This is a genomic window from Micromonospora sp. AMSO31t (assembly GCF_008868175.1).
Classification (GTDB): domain Bacteria; phylum Actinomycetota; class Actinomycetes; order Mycobacteriales; family Micromonosporaceae; genus Micromonospora.
This window is the reverse complement of record NZ_WBKT01000024.1, coordinates 18,502-34,027: the sequence shown is the minus strand read 5'-3', so window position 1 is coordinate 34,027 and position 15,526 is coordinate 18,502. Positions and strand designations below refer to the sequence as shown.

Genomic DNA, 15,526 nt, shown 5'->3' with positions numbered 1-15,526 from the left:
ACGGTCACGGGATCGGCCACTCGTGGACCGGGCGGTTGCTGTGCATGAGGTCGACGTAGTGGCGGACCACCTCGCGCAGCGCCTCCGGCCGGTCCAGGTGGTCGGCGGACTCCAGCCGGTGCAGCGTCTCCACCTGCCAGGTCGCGCCGTTGCGGCCGGTGAGGCAGCGCTGCTCGACGATGCCGAGCAGCCGGTCCCGCTCGGCCGGGTCGAGGCCCCACCGGTCGAGCCCGTGGTGGGCCAGCGGCAGGAGCCGGCGCAGCACCAGCTCGGTCACCGGCAGGTAGCCCAGCCCCGGCCAGAACACCTGGGCGTCGATGCCGTGCCGGGAGCAGTTGGTGAAGTTCTCCTCGGCCGCGCTGAACGACATCTGCGACCAGAGCGGCCGGTCGGACTCGGCGAGGGCGCGGACCAGGCCGAAGTAGAAGGCGCCGTTGGCGACGGTGTCCAGCACGGTCGGCCCGGCGGGCAGCACCCGGTTCTCGACCCGCAGGTGCGGGCGGCCCTTCAGCACGTCGTAGACCGGGCGGTTCCACCGGTAGATCGTGCCGTTGTGCAGCCGCAGCTCGGCGAGTTTCGGCACGCCGCCGGCGGCCAGGGTCTCCGCCGGGTCCTCCGGGTCACACACCGGCAGGAGCGCGGGGAAGTAGCGCACGTTCTCCTCGAAGAGGTCGAACACGCTGGTGATCCAGCGTTCCCCGAACCACACCCGGGGCCGTACCCCCTGGGCTTTGATCTCCTCGGCGCGGGTGTCGGTGGCCTGCTGGAACAGCGGCACCCGGGTCTCCCGCCACAGTTCCCGGCCGAACAGCAGCGGTGAGTTCGCGCCCAGCGCGACCTGGACGCCGGCGATCGCCTGGGCGGCGTTCCAGTAGTCGGCGAACTGGTCCGGGCTGACCTGGAGGTGGAACTGGGTGCTGGTGCAGGCGGCCTCGGGGGTGATGGTGTCCGCGGTGGTGGCCAGCCGCTCCACCCCGCTGATCGAGATCCGCAGGTCCTCGCCCCGGGCCGCGAAGATCTGCTCGTTGAGCAGCGCGTACCGCGGGTTGGCCGAGAGGGTCTCGGCGGTCAGGTGCTCCGGGCGCAGGGTCGGCAGGATGCCGACCATCACCATGTGCGCGCCGACCGCTCGGGCCTTCTCCTCGGCGGCGTTGAGGCTGGCCCGGACGTGCTCCTCGAACTGGGCCGTGCCGGTGCCGGTCAACCGGCGCGGCTCGACGTTGATCTCCACGTTGAACTGGCCCAGCTCGGTCTGGAAGCTGGGATCCGCGATCGCCTCCAGCACGTCGGCGTTGCGCATGGCCGGCTGGGATTCCTCGTCGACGAGGTTCAGCTCGATTTCCAGCCCGGTCATCGGCCGCTCCACGTCGAAGCGGGACTCGCGCAGCATCTCGGCGAACACGTCCAGGCAACGCCGCACCTTGTCGCGGTAGCGGGCCCGGTCCTCCCGGCTGAAGGTGCGCGCGCCGACGTCCTCGCCCATGGTCACCACCCTGTCACCGTTGGTCCCCCTAACCTCGCACGCCACGGCGGCGCGGGGAAAGAGCCGGGGGACCCATTACTACCCAGCTGTCCCGCCGGTGATCCCTGTCGCGTCGCACAGTGTCGTGGCCGGTCCGGCCGGTCCGGTTGGCTAGCATGGCCGGATGCGCGAGATCACCACCCGGCTGTTCGTGGCGGCGGCCATCGCCGAGGCCTGCTCGTGGGCCGCCCTGCTCGCCGGGATGGCCGTCAAGTACGGGCCGCCGCGCAACGAGATCGGCGTGCACGTGTTCGGCCCGGTCCACGGGGCGCTGTTCGTGGCGTACGGGCTGCTCGTGCTCGTGGTCGCCCGGCAGCGACGCTGGTCGCTGTGGCACACCGCCGTCGCGCTGGCCTGCGCGGTGCCGCCGTTCGCCACGGTGCTCTTCGAGCGCTGGGCCCGCCGCCGTGGCCTCCTCGGCACCCCGGCCCCCCACCGAGCGTCCGCTCACCCCGGTCGGCTGACCGCCGCGGGTCACCCGGCCAGGAAGTCGCCGAGCAGGGCGGCCAGCTCCGCCGGGGCCTCCTCGGCCATGTGGTGGCCGGAGGGGATCGACGCCGCCCGTACGTCGTCGGCCCAGTCCCGCCAGATCGCCGCCGGGTCGCCGTACAGGTCGACCATGTCGTCCCGCTCCGACCAGGCGAAGAGGACCGGGCAGCCGATCCGCCGGCCGGCGGCCCGGTCCGCGTCGTCCGCCGCCCGGTCCGGGCCCAGTCCCGCCCGGTAGTCCTCGCACATGGCGTGCACCGTGGCCGGGTCGTGGATGGCGCGGCGGTAGTCGGCGTACGCCTCCGCGCCCATCGCCTCCGGCGAGCCGCCGTACCAGGCGTCCGGGTCGGCGTTGATCACCCGCTCGGCCGGCTTGGCGAGCTGGCCCAGGAAGAACCAGTGCCACCAGCGGGCCGCGAACCGGGCGTCGCAGCGGGCGAGCGCCTCGCCGATCGGCACGCCGTCCAGCACGCCCAGCCGGGTCACCCGGTCCGGGTGGTCCAGCGCGGTCCGCATGGCCACGTAGCAGCCCCGGTCGTGCCCGACGACCGCCGCCCGGGGGTGGCCGAGCGCGTCGAGCAGCGCCACCACGTCGCCGGCCATCGCCCGCTTCGAGTAGACGGTGTGCGCCGGGTCGCTCGGCGGCTTCGACGAGCCGCCGTACCCGCGCAGGTCCGGGCAGATCACGGTGTGCCGGGCGGCGAGCAGCGGCGCGACCCGGTGCCAGGTGGCGTGCGTGCGGGGGTGGCCGTGCAGCAGCACCACCGGCGGCCCGGAGCCGCCGTGCCGGACCCGCAGGCGCACCGGGCCGACGTCGACGTGCTCCAGCGTGAATCCCGGGAACATGACCGAGCCGGTGCCCCCGTCGCCGGGGACGGAAACCTCAGCCGAGCGCCGAGCAGGCGGCGACGCCCGCCACCAGCAGCACGCCGAGCACCGCCTGGAGCAGCAGCGCCGGCCCCAGGTGCGACCAGACCGTCGCGGTGCGCGGGGTCAGCAACTGGCCGGTGGTCAGGTTGACGATCCGCTCGATCCGCGGCGGGAGGTCGGCGTCGCGCTGCGGGCGCAGCGTCAGCTGCACGTGGTCACCGGGGTGCAGGGCGCTCTGCGGCAGGTGGCCGTGCAGCTCCACCTCGACCAGCCGGTCGGCGGCGTCGCGCACCCGGACCGGGGTGACCAGGAACTCCGGCCCCTGCTTCAGCTCCTTGAAGCTGCGCCGGGCGCCGCCGCTGCCGCTGCTGAGCAGCGCCCGCACCAGCCGGACCAGCAGCCCCACCACGCTCGCGGCGGTCAGCACCCCGACCAGCACCGGCTGCCCCACCCGCACCTCGCGGGCGTAGCCCTCCAGGAGACGGACCAACCGGCCGGTGACGATCCGTTCCGTCGGGTGGACGGGGCGGCGGATGTGCAGCTCCGTGTTCATGTTCACCACCGAGAGTCCTGTTGTTTTCACTCATGGTATCGATCCCCCGGGTTGAACGACGTGAATGAACACCGGTCACGGGCCCGGCCCGGAAGGTGACATCCCGGGTCGCGCGGGTATGCGTGCGGCCGAGCTGGAAAGGGGTCGAGCATGCAGCTGTCGTTCCTGCGCCCGCTCTACGACCGTCCCGGGCCGTGGTGCTCGGTGTATATGGATGCCTCGCGGGACACCCACGACGCACGTCCGCAGGTCGACCTGCGCTGGCGCGCGCTCAAGGGGGACCTGATCGGGCAGGGCGCCGACCCGGCGACGATCGAGGCGATCGAGGAAGTGGTCCGCCGGCACCAACCGATGCCCGGCGACTACGGCATCGCGGTCTTCGCCACCCAGGGCCGGGTGGTGCTCACCGAATACCTCTCCGCGCCGCCACTGCGCGACCTGGCCTCCTGGTCCGCGCTGCCGCACACCATGCCGCTGGTCGCCCAGCGCGGCGAGCAGATCGCCTGGGTGCGGGTGCTGGCCGACCGGACCGGAGCCGACGCGGTCGCGGTCAGCGCCGGCGGGGTGCCGCGCCGGGCCACGGTGATCGGGCGGGAGACCGGGCAGCTGCGCCGGGTGCAGCCGGGCGGCTGGTCGCAGTCCCGCTACCAGCGAGCCGCCATGGAGGCCTGGCACCACAACGCCGGGGACGCCGCGGCCGCCGCCGCCGACCTGGCCGAGCGGGTGGGCGCCGACGTGCTGGTGGTCGCCGGGGACGTCCGGGCCACCGGGATGATCGCCGCCCAGCTGCCCGAGCGCTGGCAGGACGTGCTGGTACGCACCGACGCCGGCTCCCGTGACGTCGGCGCCGACGACACCCTGATGGACGACATCACCGTGCAGACCATCGCCGAGGTCGCCGACCAGCGGATCGCCACGGCGCTGGACCGCTTCGGCGTGCAGGAGGACGTCGGCGCCGGCCTCGACGCGGTGGTCTCCGCCCTGCAACGCGACCAGGTCGACACCATGCTCATCGTCGACGACGCGTCCGCCGACGGCGAGCTGTGGGTCGGCCCGGAACCCACCGAGATCGCCACGGACCCGGGACAGCTGCGGGACATGTCGGTGGCCGACCCGCAGAAGGTACGCGCCGACGCCGCGCTGCTGCGCGCCCTCATCGGCACCGACGCCGAGCTCACCGTGCTCGCGCCGGAGGAGGCGCCGGAACTCACCGACGGGGTCGGCGCGGTGCTGCGCTACGTCGACGCCAGCACGCCCGGGCGGGGCAATGGCTGACCGCACGGTGGCGGACCTGGTCGTCGAACGGCTGCGTGCCTGGCGGGTGCCCCGGGCGTTCGGCTACCCGGGGGCGGCCATCGCCCCCCTGGTCGCCGCGCTCGACGACGCGGGCGGGGACCCGGAGTTCATCCCCGCCCGGCACGAGGAGACCGCCGCGTTCATGGCCACCGGGCACGCCAAATTCACCGGCGAGATCGGGGTGTGCCTGGCCACACAGGGGCCGGCCGCGGTGCACCTGCTCAACGGCCTCTACGACGCCAAGCTGGACAGCAAGCCGGTGGTGGCGATCGTCGGCGAGGACGTCACGGGGCCGCTCGGCGGGGCGCACGAGGAGATCGGCCTGAGCCGGCTCTTCGGCGACGTCTGCAACCAGTTCGTCCGCTACGGCCGCACCCCGGACCAGGTGCCGGTCCTGCTGGACCAGGCGTTCCGCACGGCCGCGGCGACCCGCAGCCCGACCTGCGTGGTCCTGCCGCACGCGTTGCAGCTCGCCGCCGTGCCCGACCTGCTGCCGCAGACCGCCGGCGTGATGTCGGCGACCCCGGGCGAGCCGCTGGCCCGCGTGTTGCCGCACGACGCCGACCTGGACGCCGCCGCCTCGCTGATCGGCACCGGCCAGCGGGTGGCCATCCTGGTCGGCCAGGGCGCGCACGGCGCGGCCGGGGAGGTGATCGCCCTCGCCGACCGGCTCGGCGCGGGCGTGGCCACGTCGCTGCTGGGCAAGCCGGTGCTCGACGAGCGGCTGCCCTTCCACACCGGAGTGCTCGGCGAGGTCGGCACGACCGCCGCCGCGCAGCTCATGGGGGGCTGCGACACCCTGCTCATGGTCGGCACCAACGACCCGTGGACCGACTGGTTCCCGATGCCGGGCCAGGTCCGCACCGTCCAGATCGACATCGACGGCCGGCGGATCGGCACCCGCTACCCGGTGGACGTGCCGCTGGTCGGCGACGCCGCCGAGACGCTGCGCGCGCTGCTGGCCCGGGTGCCGGACCGGCCGAACGCGCAGTGGCGGGGCGTGGTGGAGAGCTCGGTCGACCGGTGGCGGGACGCCGCGGCCGAGCGGGCCGCCGCCCCGGCCGAGCCGGTGAACCCGCAGCTCGTCCTGCACGAACTCTCCGCCCGGCTGCCGCGCAACGGCTCCGTCGCGGTGGACGTCGGTTCCGTCATCTACTGGTACGCCCGGCACCTGCAACTGCCCCCGGGCGTCCGGGCCCAGCTGTGCGGCACGCTCGGCTCGATGGGCTGCGCCCTGCCGTACGCGGTGGCCGCGAAGCTGGCCCGGCCCGACGAGCCGGTGATCGCGCTGCTCGGCGACGGCGCCATGCAGCTCAACGGGCTCGCCGAGCTGATCACCGTGGCGCACCACTGGCAGGAGTGGCGCGATCCCCGGCTGGTGGTGCTGGTGTTGAACAACCGCGACCAGTCCGGGATGGGCGGTGGGCGCCCGCCCGGCGCGTTCGCGGCCCGGCGGCCCGACGTGCCGTACGCCGGCTGGGCCCGGCTGCTCGGCCTGCACGGGGTGCGGGTGGACCGCCCCGACCTGGTCGGTCCCGCCTGGGACGAGGTGCTCGCCGCGGACCGGCCCAGCGTGCTGGAGGCCGTGGTCGACCCGGCGGTGGCGCTGGACCCGCCCGAGCCGGCCCTGGCCGACCTGCGCGGCCTGTTCGCCGACGGCGACGCCGCCCGGCGGGTGCGGGAGCGGGTGCTGGAGACCGGCACGGCCGTGGAGGCGTCGGACCTGGTCTAGCGGGACCGGACCACCCCTCAGGCCGGCGCCGCCCCCTCACCGGGGGCGGTGCCGGCCGCTGTCTGCCGCCGCCCGGCCGCGCTGCTTTCGCCCCCGTTCCGCCCGCGACGGCCGGGCACGGCGGAAGGGCTCCGGTGCGTGCCGCGCGCGGTGCCGCCGCCCGCCCGCTGATTGGTCCGACCCGTGGGGTGATGCCCCGTTTAGACCCCAGAGGGACGGGAAGCCGGGCCGCGTGGTGAGCGAACGAGGCAAGGTGGGGCCGGGGCGGAAGGTGCCGGTGGGGCCGACGGCCGCCGGCGCCGGGCTGACCGGCGACCGGGCGGTGGCGGCGGGCAGCGCCGCCCGGCTCCTGGTCGCCGTGACGGCCCGCGCGCTGCGCGGCGACGACTGCGGCGACCTCGGCCACCCGGGGCCGCTGTCGCGCTTCACCGGGGCCCCGGAGCCGGTGCGCCGGGCCGCCGCGGCGCGGGCCGCCGGCCGGGCCGCGCTCACCCCCGCCCAGGTCGCCGACCTGGACGCCGAGCGGGTGGCCGGCTGGTTCGTCGACCAGTACCCGACCCGCCGCTGGCCCGGTGCGGTGCTCGGATCCCCGCACGGCGCGGCGGCGCACCTCGCCGTGGCGCTCGGGGTGCCCTGGCTGCCGGCCGGGTTCGAGGTGGCCGCGCACTGGACCCGGGGCGCGGTGGACCGCCCGGACGCCGCCCTCGACCATGGGGCCGCGCTGGCCGGCCGGCTGCTCGCCGCCAACGCCCGGGTGCACGTCCGGCAGGTGCACTGCCCCGCCAGCCGGGGCGCGTCGGCGGGCGCCACGGTGAGCCTCGCGGTGCGCTGGCGGGCCCTGCCCGGGGCGTACGCCCGGTTCCTGGCCGAGGGGCTGGAGCCCGGGGCGCCGGTGCTGCTGCTCCACGACGCGCGCACCTGGCCGGTGCGGGACGAGGGGAGCGGGCACAGCTTCCAGGTCGGCTGCCCGGCCAGCGGCCTCGACCCGGTCGACTTCCACCCGGACGCGCACGCGCTGCGCCAGGTGCTCCGCTCGGCGGGCGGCGACGGGGCGCGCTGGGCGCCGCCGGACGTCACCTCCCCGGCGGCGTTCGCCGAAAACGGCGTGGAGTCCGGTTTCGAGCACGACGCCCGCGAGTGGGGCGGCCGGCAGGGGCACCCGCTGCACCGGGTCGTCGTCCCGCAGCCGGACGCGCTGAGCGCGGCCACCGCTGACCTCTACCGGCGCTGGCTGCGCCGGGCCGGCAAGACCGGCGACCGCCTCGTGGTCGAGTGCGGCCGGCTGCTCGACCCGTGGCAGGTGCTCCGGGCGGGCCTGGTGCCCTACTGGTGCGAGAACGCGACCCGCCGCCGGGTGCAGGGGGCGGAGTGGTGGCTCGCCGGCAGCGAGCCGTTCAGCTCGGTGGACGTGCTGCCGGAGCCGCCCGGGGTGCGCTCGCCCGCCCTCGCGGGGCTGCCCCAGTGGCTCGCGGTGGCCGGGTTCGGGCGCCGCCGGCGCGCCCTCGACCGGGGCTCCGCGCGCGGCTACCCGGTCACCGTGGTGCCCACCCGCCGTGCCACGGAGGTGTTGCGCAACCAGCCGTACGACCTGCCCGTGCCGCCGCCGCTGCGGATGGCCGAGGCCCTCACCGCGCTGCGCGACGCGGGCGCCCACCAGGGGCTTCTGGTCTCCTGAGGCCGGCCGTCGGTGGGTCGCCGACCAACCTGGCGAAACATCCTCGCGATCCTGCGGACCGTGATTGAGTACCTACGGAGCGGGAACACCGCTCGCCGCGAGACGGCCCACGACGCCGTGCGGCGGGCGGCCGCCGCTTCCGGCGTGCCGTCACGTAACCCAACTTCCGGCCCGGTGCGTGGCCCGACCACGCGCACGACCGGTTCCGATCCGGGCGGGGGACCTTCCTGAGGGAGGCGCGGATGTTCGGACAGACCACAACACCCACACCACCACCGACCGAACGGGGCCTGGAGGACCTCGATGCGGCGGCGCTGGCGTACGCGGCACGGATCGCCGGCCTGCCACCCGAGCGGCGGCAGGAGGCACGGGACGACCTGGTGCGCTTCGCGCTGCCCTTCGCCGGGCGGCTGGCCCGCCGCTACCGGGGCCGCGGGGAACCGCTGGAGGACCTGGAGCAGGTGGCCCGCCTGGGCCTGGTGAACGCCGTCGACCGGTACGACCCGGAGCGGGGCTCGTTCACCGCGTACGCGGCGATCACCATCGTCGGTGAGATCAAACGGCACTTCCGGGACCGCACCTGGGGTGTGCACGTGCCGCGCCGGCTGCGCGACCTGATCCTGGAGGTCGGGCAGGCGACGGCGGCGCTGACCAGCGAGCTGTCCCGGGCGCCCACGGTCGCCGAGCTGGCCGAGCGGCTGGAGACGCCGGAGGAGGAGATCCTCGCGGCGCTGGAGTCGGCCGCCGGCTACAGCCCGGCCTCGCTGAACGCGCCGGTCGGCGGGGAGAGTTCCGCCGAGTTCGGCGACCTGGTCGGCGAGTCGGACAACGCCCTGGAGTCGGTCGACGACCGGGTCACCGTCAGCGGCCTGCTGCACCGGCTGCCGTGGCGCGAGCGGCGGATCCTCGCCATGCGCTTCTACGGCAACCAGACCCAGGCGGAGATCGCGGCCCGGTTCGGCATCTCCCAGATGCACGTGTCCCGGCTGCTCTCCCGGGCGCTGACCTGGCTGCGTCAGGCGATGCTCGCCGACGCCCCGCCACCGTGGCAGAACGGCGCGGCCGAGTCCGAGCCGGCCAAGGCGCGGATCTCGGTGAAGCAGAACGGCGACCGGGTGGTCGTCGAGGTCGGGGGAGAGGTCGACCGCGACGGCGCCGACCGGCTCCGCAAGGCCATGCTGGAGGCGGTCACCGGGCAGCCCCGCGAGGTGGTGGTCGACCTGGTGGGCGCGGGCGGCTTCGACGCGGGCGGGATCGCCGCGCTGATGGCCGGCCGGGACGCCGCCGCCCGCACCGGGGTGCCGCTGCGGCTGACCCGGGTGCAGCCCGCGGTGCGCCGCTCGCTCGCCGCGGCCGGCCTGCCCGCCGCCGACTGACCGATCAGGACCGCGCCGGCTCCCGTCCAGGAGCCGGCGCGGCGCCGTGTCCAAGGGAGGTCGCCCGTCCCTGCCTGCGTACCCGGGGGCGGAACACGGAAGGGCCGGCGCCCGTCGGGCGCCGGCCCTTCCGTGTCCGGTCAGTTCTCCGTGGTGTCCCCGTTCCCGCGGGGATGTTCCCAGCGGGGGTTCGACGGCCTGCTGCGCTGTGGACCCAGTTGGGTTTCCTCCGGCTCGTCGGTCTCGTCGAAGCTGGGCCGGCGCACCTCCTCCGGCTCCGGCACCTCGACCGGGCGGGCGCCGGACTGCGGCGCGGGCTGGTACTCGGCGGCCTCGCGGGCGCCGTGCGCGCCCTCGGCGGCCGGCGACTCCGGGGTGTACGGCACGTGGCGCAACTCCTCCGTGAAGTGCTGGGGCGGCTTGGTGGTGCGCTGCGGCAGGTCGCGGCCCAGGTCGGCGACGAGCGGACCGTACTTGGCGTCGAAGGCCGGCCGCTCGGAGCGGATCCGCGGCATCCGGTCGAAGTTGCGCAGCGGGGGCGGGCAGGTGGTGGCCCACTCGAGGGAGTTGCCGAAGCCCCACGGGTCGTCCACGGTCACCATGGCGCCGTAGCGCCAGGACTTCCAGATGTTCCAGATCACGAAGAGGGTCGACGCGCCGAGCAGGAAGGAGCCGAGGGTGGAGATCACGTTGAGCGTGGTGAAGCCGTCGCCGGGCAGGTAGTCGGCGTACCGGCGGGGCATGCCCTCGGCGCCGAGCCAGTGCTGCACGAGGAAGGTGGCGTGGAAGCCGATGAACATGGTCCAGAAGTGCATCTTCCCGAGGCGCTCGTTGAGCAGCCGCCCGGTCATCTTCGGGAACCAGAAGTAGAGCCCGCCGAACGCGGCGAAGACGATGGTGCCGAAGAGGACGTAGTGGAAGTGGGCCACCACGAAGTAGGTGTCGTGCAGGTGGAAGTCGGCCGGCGGGCTGGCCAGCAGCACGCCGGTGAGGCCGCCGAACAGGAACGTGACCAGGAAGCCGATGGCGAAGAGCATCGGCGTCTCGAAGGTGATCTGGCCCTTCCACATGGTGCCGATCCAGTTGAAGAACTTCACGCCCGTCGGCACCGCGATGAGGTAGCTGAGGATGCTGAAGAACGGCAGCAGCACCTGGCCGGTGGCGAACATGTGGTGTGCCCAGACGGTCATCGACAGCACGGTGATCGCGATGGTGGCGAGCACCAGACCGGTGTAGCCGAAGATCGGCTTCCGGGAGAAGACGGGGATGATCTCGGTGATGATGCCGAAGAACGGCAGCGCGACGATGTAGACCTCGGGATGGCCGAAGAACCAGAACAGGTGCTGCCAGAGCATCGGCCCGCCGGTGGTCGGGTCGTAGACGTGCGAGTGCAGGATCCGGTCGGCGGCGAGCGCGAACAGCGCGGCGGCCAGCAGCGGGAAGACCAGGATCACCAGGACGCTGGTGAGCAGCAGGTTCCAGGTGAAGATCGGCATCCGGAACAGCGTCATGCCGGGCGCGCGCAGCGTGATGATCGTGGTGATCAGGTTGACCGCGCCGAGGATGGTGCCCAGGCCGGAGAGCGCCAGACCGACCACCCACATGTTCCCGCCGACGCCCGGGCTGTGCTGCGCGGTGCTGAGCGGTGTGTACGCCGTCCAGCCGAAGTCCGCCGCACCCTGCGGGGTGATGAACCCGCCGAGGACGATCAGGCCCCCGAAGAAGTAGAGCCAGTACGCGAAGGCGTTGAGCCGGGGAAAGGCCACGTCCGGCGCGCCGATCTGCAACGGCACGATGTAGTTGCCAAACCCGAACACCATGGGCGTCGCGAACAGCAGCAGCATGATCGTGCCGTGCATGGTGAACAGCTGGTTGTACTGCTCGGGGGAGAGGAACTGCATGCCGGGCTGGCCCAGCTCCGCCCGCATGAGCATCGCCAGGATCCCGCCGACGACGAACCACGCGAAGGCCGTGCCCAGGTAGAGCAGGCCGATGAGCTTCGCGTCGGTGGTGCGCAGCAGCCGCCACAGGGAGTTGCCCTTGATGGCCTCCTGGACCGGGCCGGGATAGCCGCCGAACCGGGCCGGCGCGAGGATCGCAGGTCCCCGGTCTCGTGGCTCCCTGACTACCTGGTTAGGCATGGCTTCTCACCCCGTGTGACGACAGACAGGACGGGCACGAGTACCCGACCCTCTGCCCATCAAAGCAGGCGAGAGCGGAGAATTCGGTCAGTTCGCCGGTAGCATGGCCCAGACCACCTTGCCCGCGCCCGCCGGGGTGCTGCCCAGCGCTGGGTCAGCTCGCGCACCAGCATGAGCCCGCGTCCGCCCTCGGCCCGCAGGTCGTGCTCGGTCGCCGCCCGCGGGTCGTCCGGGCTGCCGTCCATGACCGCCACCCGCAGGTACGGCCGGCGCAGGGTCAGCGTCACCTGCATCGGGGTGCCGGCGTGCCGGACGACGTTGCCGACCAGCTCGCTGAGGACCAGCGAGGCGGGGCCGGCCAGCTCCGGGATCTTCCACCGGCCGCACGCGTCGGTGACCAGCTCGCGGGCCCGGCGGCAGGCGCCGGCCACCGGCTCCAGCCGGGCGCGCAGCCGCGGGGCCGCCACCGCCCCGGCCAGGGCCGCCGCCTCCGCGCAGTCGCGGCGGACCGGCACCACCCGGCAGGCGGTCGTCTCGGCGAGCCAGGTGGCCGCCTCCCGCGGCGGGGCGGACAGCACCATCGGCACGGCCGGCCAGTCCGCGGCCCGGCGGGCCGCGGCGGCGAAGACGGACAGCGCGAGCGGGTCGGTGACGTCGAGCTTCTCCAGGTCGACCACGAGAGCGTCCGGCTGCGTGGCGAGGCACCGGTCCAGGACCGTGTGCACGGAGCGCATCGTGCTCAGGTCGAGCGCGCCGGCCAGCCGTACGACGGTGACCGGCGTCTCGTCGCGGACCTCGCACCTGATCCGGGTCGACATCCAGGCCCTCGTTTCCATCTCGTCGGGACCCGGGAAATACCCGCGCCCGGGGCGGGTGAAACCGGACATCGGGCCCCGGTCGGCCTGCTCAGCGCCGGTTTCCACCCCGCGTGGTGAGCAGCCCGAGGGCGATCATGCCGACCCCGAGCAGGAAGTGCAGCCAGTTGTCCGCGCCGTTGAGCGGGATGAAGTTCGCGCCGCTGTCGTGGTCGACCACCACGCCGTAGAGCCACAGCACGAGGTAGATGGCCCCGCCGCCGACCAGGAACGTCCGGGCCCCGGAGATCGTCCGGGCCAGCAGCAGGCCGGCGACGCCGAACACCAGGTGCACGATGTTGTGCAGCACCGACACCTGGAACAGCCCGAGCAGCTTCGCCTCGGAGTCGTGCCCGGCGAACTTCAGGTCGCCGTAGTGGGTGGTGATGCCCGGGATGAAGCCCAGCACGCCGATCACCAGGAAGAGCACGCCGACGGTCGCCGCGGCCCGGCGTACCGGCGCCCGGCCGTCGGCCGGGTTGCGTCGCCCACGGGAGTGGGCCATCGAGTTCGTCATGCCGGCCTCCTCGCCAGACAAGGGACCGGGCGGCTTTCCCGGACACACCGGGGGCAAACGCCCCGCAACGCGAACCGTCGGCTCAGGCCGGCTGCAACGACCGGGCGGCGAGCCGGCGGACCCGCTGGTACAGCTCCACGTACCGCTGGGCCATCAGCTCCGGGGTGAACCGGACGGCCGCCTCGCGCCGGCACTCGTCCTCGTCGAGCAGCCCGGCGGCCAGCACCAGGTCGCCCAGCTCCTCCTCGTCGGCGGTGAGCAGCCCGGTGCGGCCGTGCTCGACCAGCTCCGGCAGGCAGCCCCGGGCGGTCGCCACCACCGGCGTGCCGAGCGCGAGCGACTCGACCACCGCCGTGCCGCCGGGCTCCTCCCACCGCAGCGGGAACAGCGAGGCCCGTGCCCCGGCCACCAGGTCGTCGCGCTCCCGCCCGGCGACCGTGCCCACCCACCGCACCAGGTCGCCGTCGACGTGCGGGGCCACGTGGTCGTGGAAGAACCGGACGTCCGGGTTCTGCCGGGCCTCGTCGCCCGCCGCCGCCAGCTCCTCAGGCCGGTGGTACGGCCCGACGGGCCCCGCCAGCACCAGCGGGAAGCCGACCTGCCGGGCCAGCCGCGCGCCCAGGTCCTGCCCCTTGCCCGGGTTGATCCGGCCCAGGATCACCACGTGCTCACCCTTGGCCACCGCCGGCCGGCGGTCCGCGCCGACGGCCAGCGGGGTGGACAGGTGCACGTGGCCGACCGAGTGCTCCCGGAGGGCGCGCGGCGCGCGGGCGAGCTGCGCGGCGGAGACGCCGTTGACGTGCACCCGGCCGCCGCCGTCGAGGTTGCCGTACAGCTCCGGGTGCTTGGCCAGGTCCCAGTGCAGGGTGTGCAGCGCCGGCGGGGCGTCCGGGCCCAGCGCCGCCATGGTGGCCAGCCCGACCGCCTCCACGTGGTCGTGCACCAGGTCGATGTCGTCGCGGGCGCGCAGCGCGCGGACCACCCCGTGCAGGTGCGCCTGGGCCACCCCGCACACCTGGTTGTACGGCCGTTGGAGGGCGTGGAACTGCCCGTCCGGGAAGACCGAGATCCGCTCGTCGACCGGCAGTGTGCTGCTCTCCACCGAGGCGAGCACCACCCGCACGCCGAGCCGGCGCAGCTCCGGCACCAGCGTGGCGACGACGTTTTCGATCCCGCCGTAGCCGGGCGGTGGCACGGACAGCCAGGGACCGGCGTTCATCAGGACGGTGAGGGTCATCGTGCGCGGTCCCTTCCTCGGGGGGCGCTCACCGGTTCACGCCGCGACGCGTCGCCGCGGCACCCGGTGTCGCAGCTGTGCCAGCGGCGGCCGTTCCTCGATCGAGACGTCGCTGACCACGATCTCGCGGTCCAGGTTGGGCAGCGCCTCCGAGCCGCCCCGCCGGAACTGGGTCAGCAGGGCGGTCGGCTCCAGGCCGGGCACCGCCCAGCCGCGGCGCTGCAACCGGGACCAGACGGTCAGCAGGATCTGCGCCGACATCCGGCCCAGCGCGGCGGTGTCCTGGTGGCGGTGCTTGCGCTCGCCCAGGTCCACCTGGGCCAGCGCGTCCAGCCCCACCAGCTCCAGCAGGTCGATGAGCATGGCCGTCTCGACGCCGTAGCCGGAGACGAACGGCACCTGCGCCAGCACCTCGCGGCGGCCCGCGTACTCGCCCGCGAGGGGCTGCACGAAGCCGGCCAGCTCCGGCCAGAACAGGTTCAGCAGCGGCCGGGCCGTCAGCTCGGTCACCCGCCCCCCGCCGTCGGCCTCCACCCCGCTGGTGCGGACCAGGGGCCGGTGGTAGAAGCCCTTCACGAAGTCGACCGACGGGTCGGTGAGCAGCGGCCCGACCAGCCCGGTGACGAAGTGCGGCCGGAACTCCCGCAGGTCGGCGTCGACGAACGCGACCACGTCGCCCTCCGCCGCCGCCAGCCCGGCCCAGAGGGCGTCCCCCTTGCCGCTGAGCCGGGGCAGCCCGCGCGTCATGGCGTCCTGGCTGACCACCTCGGCGCCGGCCGCCCGGGCCACCTGCGCGGTCCGGTCGGTGGATCGCGAGTCCACCACGATCAGCTCGTCCACCAGCGGCACCCGGTCCATCAGGTGCTGGCGGATCGTCGAGACGATCGCCCCGACGGTCGCCTCCTCGTTGCGGGCCGGCAGCACCACGCTGACCCGGCTCGCGCCCTTGGCGCGCAGCAGGCGGCGCGCCGGCCAGTCGTCGGCGGACGCGGTGCGGTACGTGGCCCAGGCCTCCACCACGGGTGAGACGGTCGACGTTGTATCCCGCACAGGCACACTCCCAGGTCGTGGCGGAACCACGGGCTTCTGGTTTGCCCAGTCCGCCGCCCGTGCTAACCGGATCATGCCGAACACCTGATCACCAGGCTGGTACCGGGCGGTTCCCGCCCGGTGAATTCGTGATTGCGCGTCCGTCCACGTTTGGCGCCGCGACCGGCGGGGGAGTGCTCTCGACGGTCCGTCTTCGCGGTGGAAGGGTCGGGAG

At 74.3% G+C, this 15,526-nt stretch carries 12 protein-coding genes and 1 pseudogene; 5 read left to right on the top strand and 8 right to left on the bottom strand.

The window, feature by feature from the left end:
- Positions 1–4: 4 nt before the first annotated feature.
- On the bottom strand, positions 5–1,483 hold the full coding sequence (locus F8274_RS08560) for a glutamate--cysteine ligase (RefSeq protein ID WP_151461745.1): 1,479 nt from the start codon (positions 1,481–1,483) through the stop codon (positions 5–7).
- 163 nt (positions 1,484–1,646) lie between these two features.
- Here F8274_RS08560 and F8274_RS08555 point away from each other — a divergent pair.
- Positions 1,647–1,868 (top strand): annotated as a pseudogene (locus tag F8274_RS08555) (DUF3817 domain-containing protein); the annotation flags it as partial.
- 128 nt (positions 1,869–1,996) lie between these two features.
- On the opposite strand, the gene F8274_RS08550 reads toward F8274_RS08555, so the two are convergent.
- The gene (locus F8274_RS08550; protein WP_151461744.1) at positions 1,997–2,857 is read right to left on the bottom strand and encodes an alpha/beta fold hydrolase; all 861 of its coding nucleotides are present in this window, start codon (positions 2,855–2,857) and stop codon (positions 1,997–1,999) included.
- Positions 2,858–2,894: 37 nt separating this feature from the next.
- Entirely contained in the window at positions 2,895–3,443 is a 549-nt protein-coding gene (locus F8274_RS08545) for a hypothetical protein (RefSeq protein ID WP_192579756.1), read from the bottom strand.
- A gap of 141 nt (positions 3,444–3,584) precedes the next feature.
- Between F8274_RS08545 and F8274_RS08540 the strand changes: the two genes are divergently transcribed.
- The 4 genes from F8274_RS08540 (at position 3,585) to F8274_RS08525 (ending at position 9,513) form a co-directional block, all read left to right on the top strand.
- Positions 3,585–4,709, top strand: coding sequence for a Vms1/Ankzf1 family peptidyl-tRNA hydrolase (locus F8274_RS08540; protein ID WP_151461742.1), 1,125 nt, complete (start codon positions 3,585–3,587; stop codon positions 4,707–4,709).
- Positions 4,702–6,462 carry a thiamine pyrophosphate-binding protein gene (locus F8274_RS08535; RefSeq protein ID WP_151461741.1) on the top strand — a complete coding sequence of 587 codons (1,761 nt, stop codon included), beginning with the start codon at positions 4,702–4,704 and terminating at the stop codon, positions 6,460–6,462. Before F8274_RS08540 ends, F8274_RS08535 begins: the two co-directional genes overlap by 8 nt.
- A gap of 277 nt (positions 6,463–6,739) precedes the next feature.
- Positions 6,740–8,137, top strand: a complete 1,398-nt coding sequence (locus F8274_RS08530; RefSeq protein ID WP_192579758.1) for a hypothetical protein — start codon at positions 6,740–6,742, stop codon at positions 8,135–8,137.
- A 242-nt stretch (positions 8,138–8,379) separates the two neighbouring features.
- Positions 8,380–9,513, top strand: a complete 1,134-nt coding sequence (locus F8274_RS08525; protein WP_151461740.1) for a SigB/SigF/SigG family RNA polymerase sigma factor — start codon at positions 8,380–8,382, stop codon at positions 9,511–9,513.
- A 140-nt stretch (positions 9,514–9,653) separates the two neighbouring features.
- Here the strand turns inward: F8274_RS08525 and ctaD are convergent, their stop codons facing one another.
- The 5 genes from ctaD to F8274_RS08500 all read right to left on the bottom strand — a co-directional run bounded on the left by ctaD (position 9,654) and on the right by F8274_RS08500 (position 15,279).
- Entirely contained in the window at positions 9,654–11,654 is a 2,001-nt protein-coding gene (gene ctaD, locus F8274_RS08520) for a cytochrome c oxidase subunit I (protein WP_151461739.1), read from the bottom strand.
- 59 nt (positions 11,655–11,713) lie between these two features.
- Positions 11,714–12,472, bottom strand: a complete 759-nt coding sequence (locus F8274_RS08515) for an ATP-binding protein (RefSeq protein ID WP_225853673.1) — start codon at positions 12,470–12,472, stop codon at positions 11,714–11,716.
- An 88-nt stretch (positions 12,473–12,560) separates the two neighbouring features.
- The gene (locus tag F8274_RS08510) at positions 12,561–13,025 is read right to left on the bottom strand and encodes a DUF4383 domain-containing protein (protein WP_151461738.1); all 465 of its coding nucleotides are present in this window, start codon (positions 13,023–13,025) and stop codon (positions 12,561–12,563) included.
- A gap of 82 nt (positions 13,026–13,107) precedes the next feature.
- On the bottom strand, positions 13,108–14,262 hold the full coding sequence (locus F8274_RS08505; RefSeq protein ID WP_151461737.1) for a glycosyltransferase: 1,155 nt from the start codon (positions 14,260–14,262) through the stop codon (positions 13,108–13,110).
- A gap of 36 nt (positions 14,263–14,298) precedes the next feature.
- Entirely contained in the window at positions 14,299–15,279 is a 981-nt protein-coding gene (locus tag F8274_RS08500) for a glucosyl-3-phosphoglycerate synthase (protein ID WP_225853677.1), read from the bottom strand.
- Positions 15,280–15,526 lie beyond the last annotated feature (247 nt).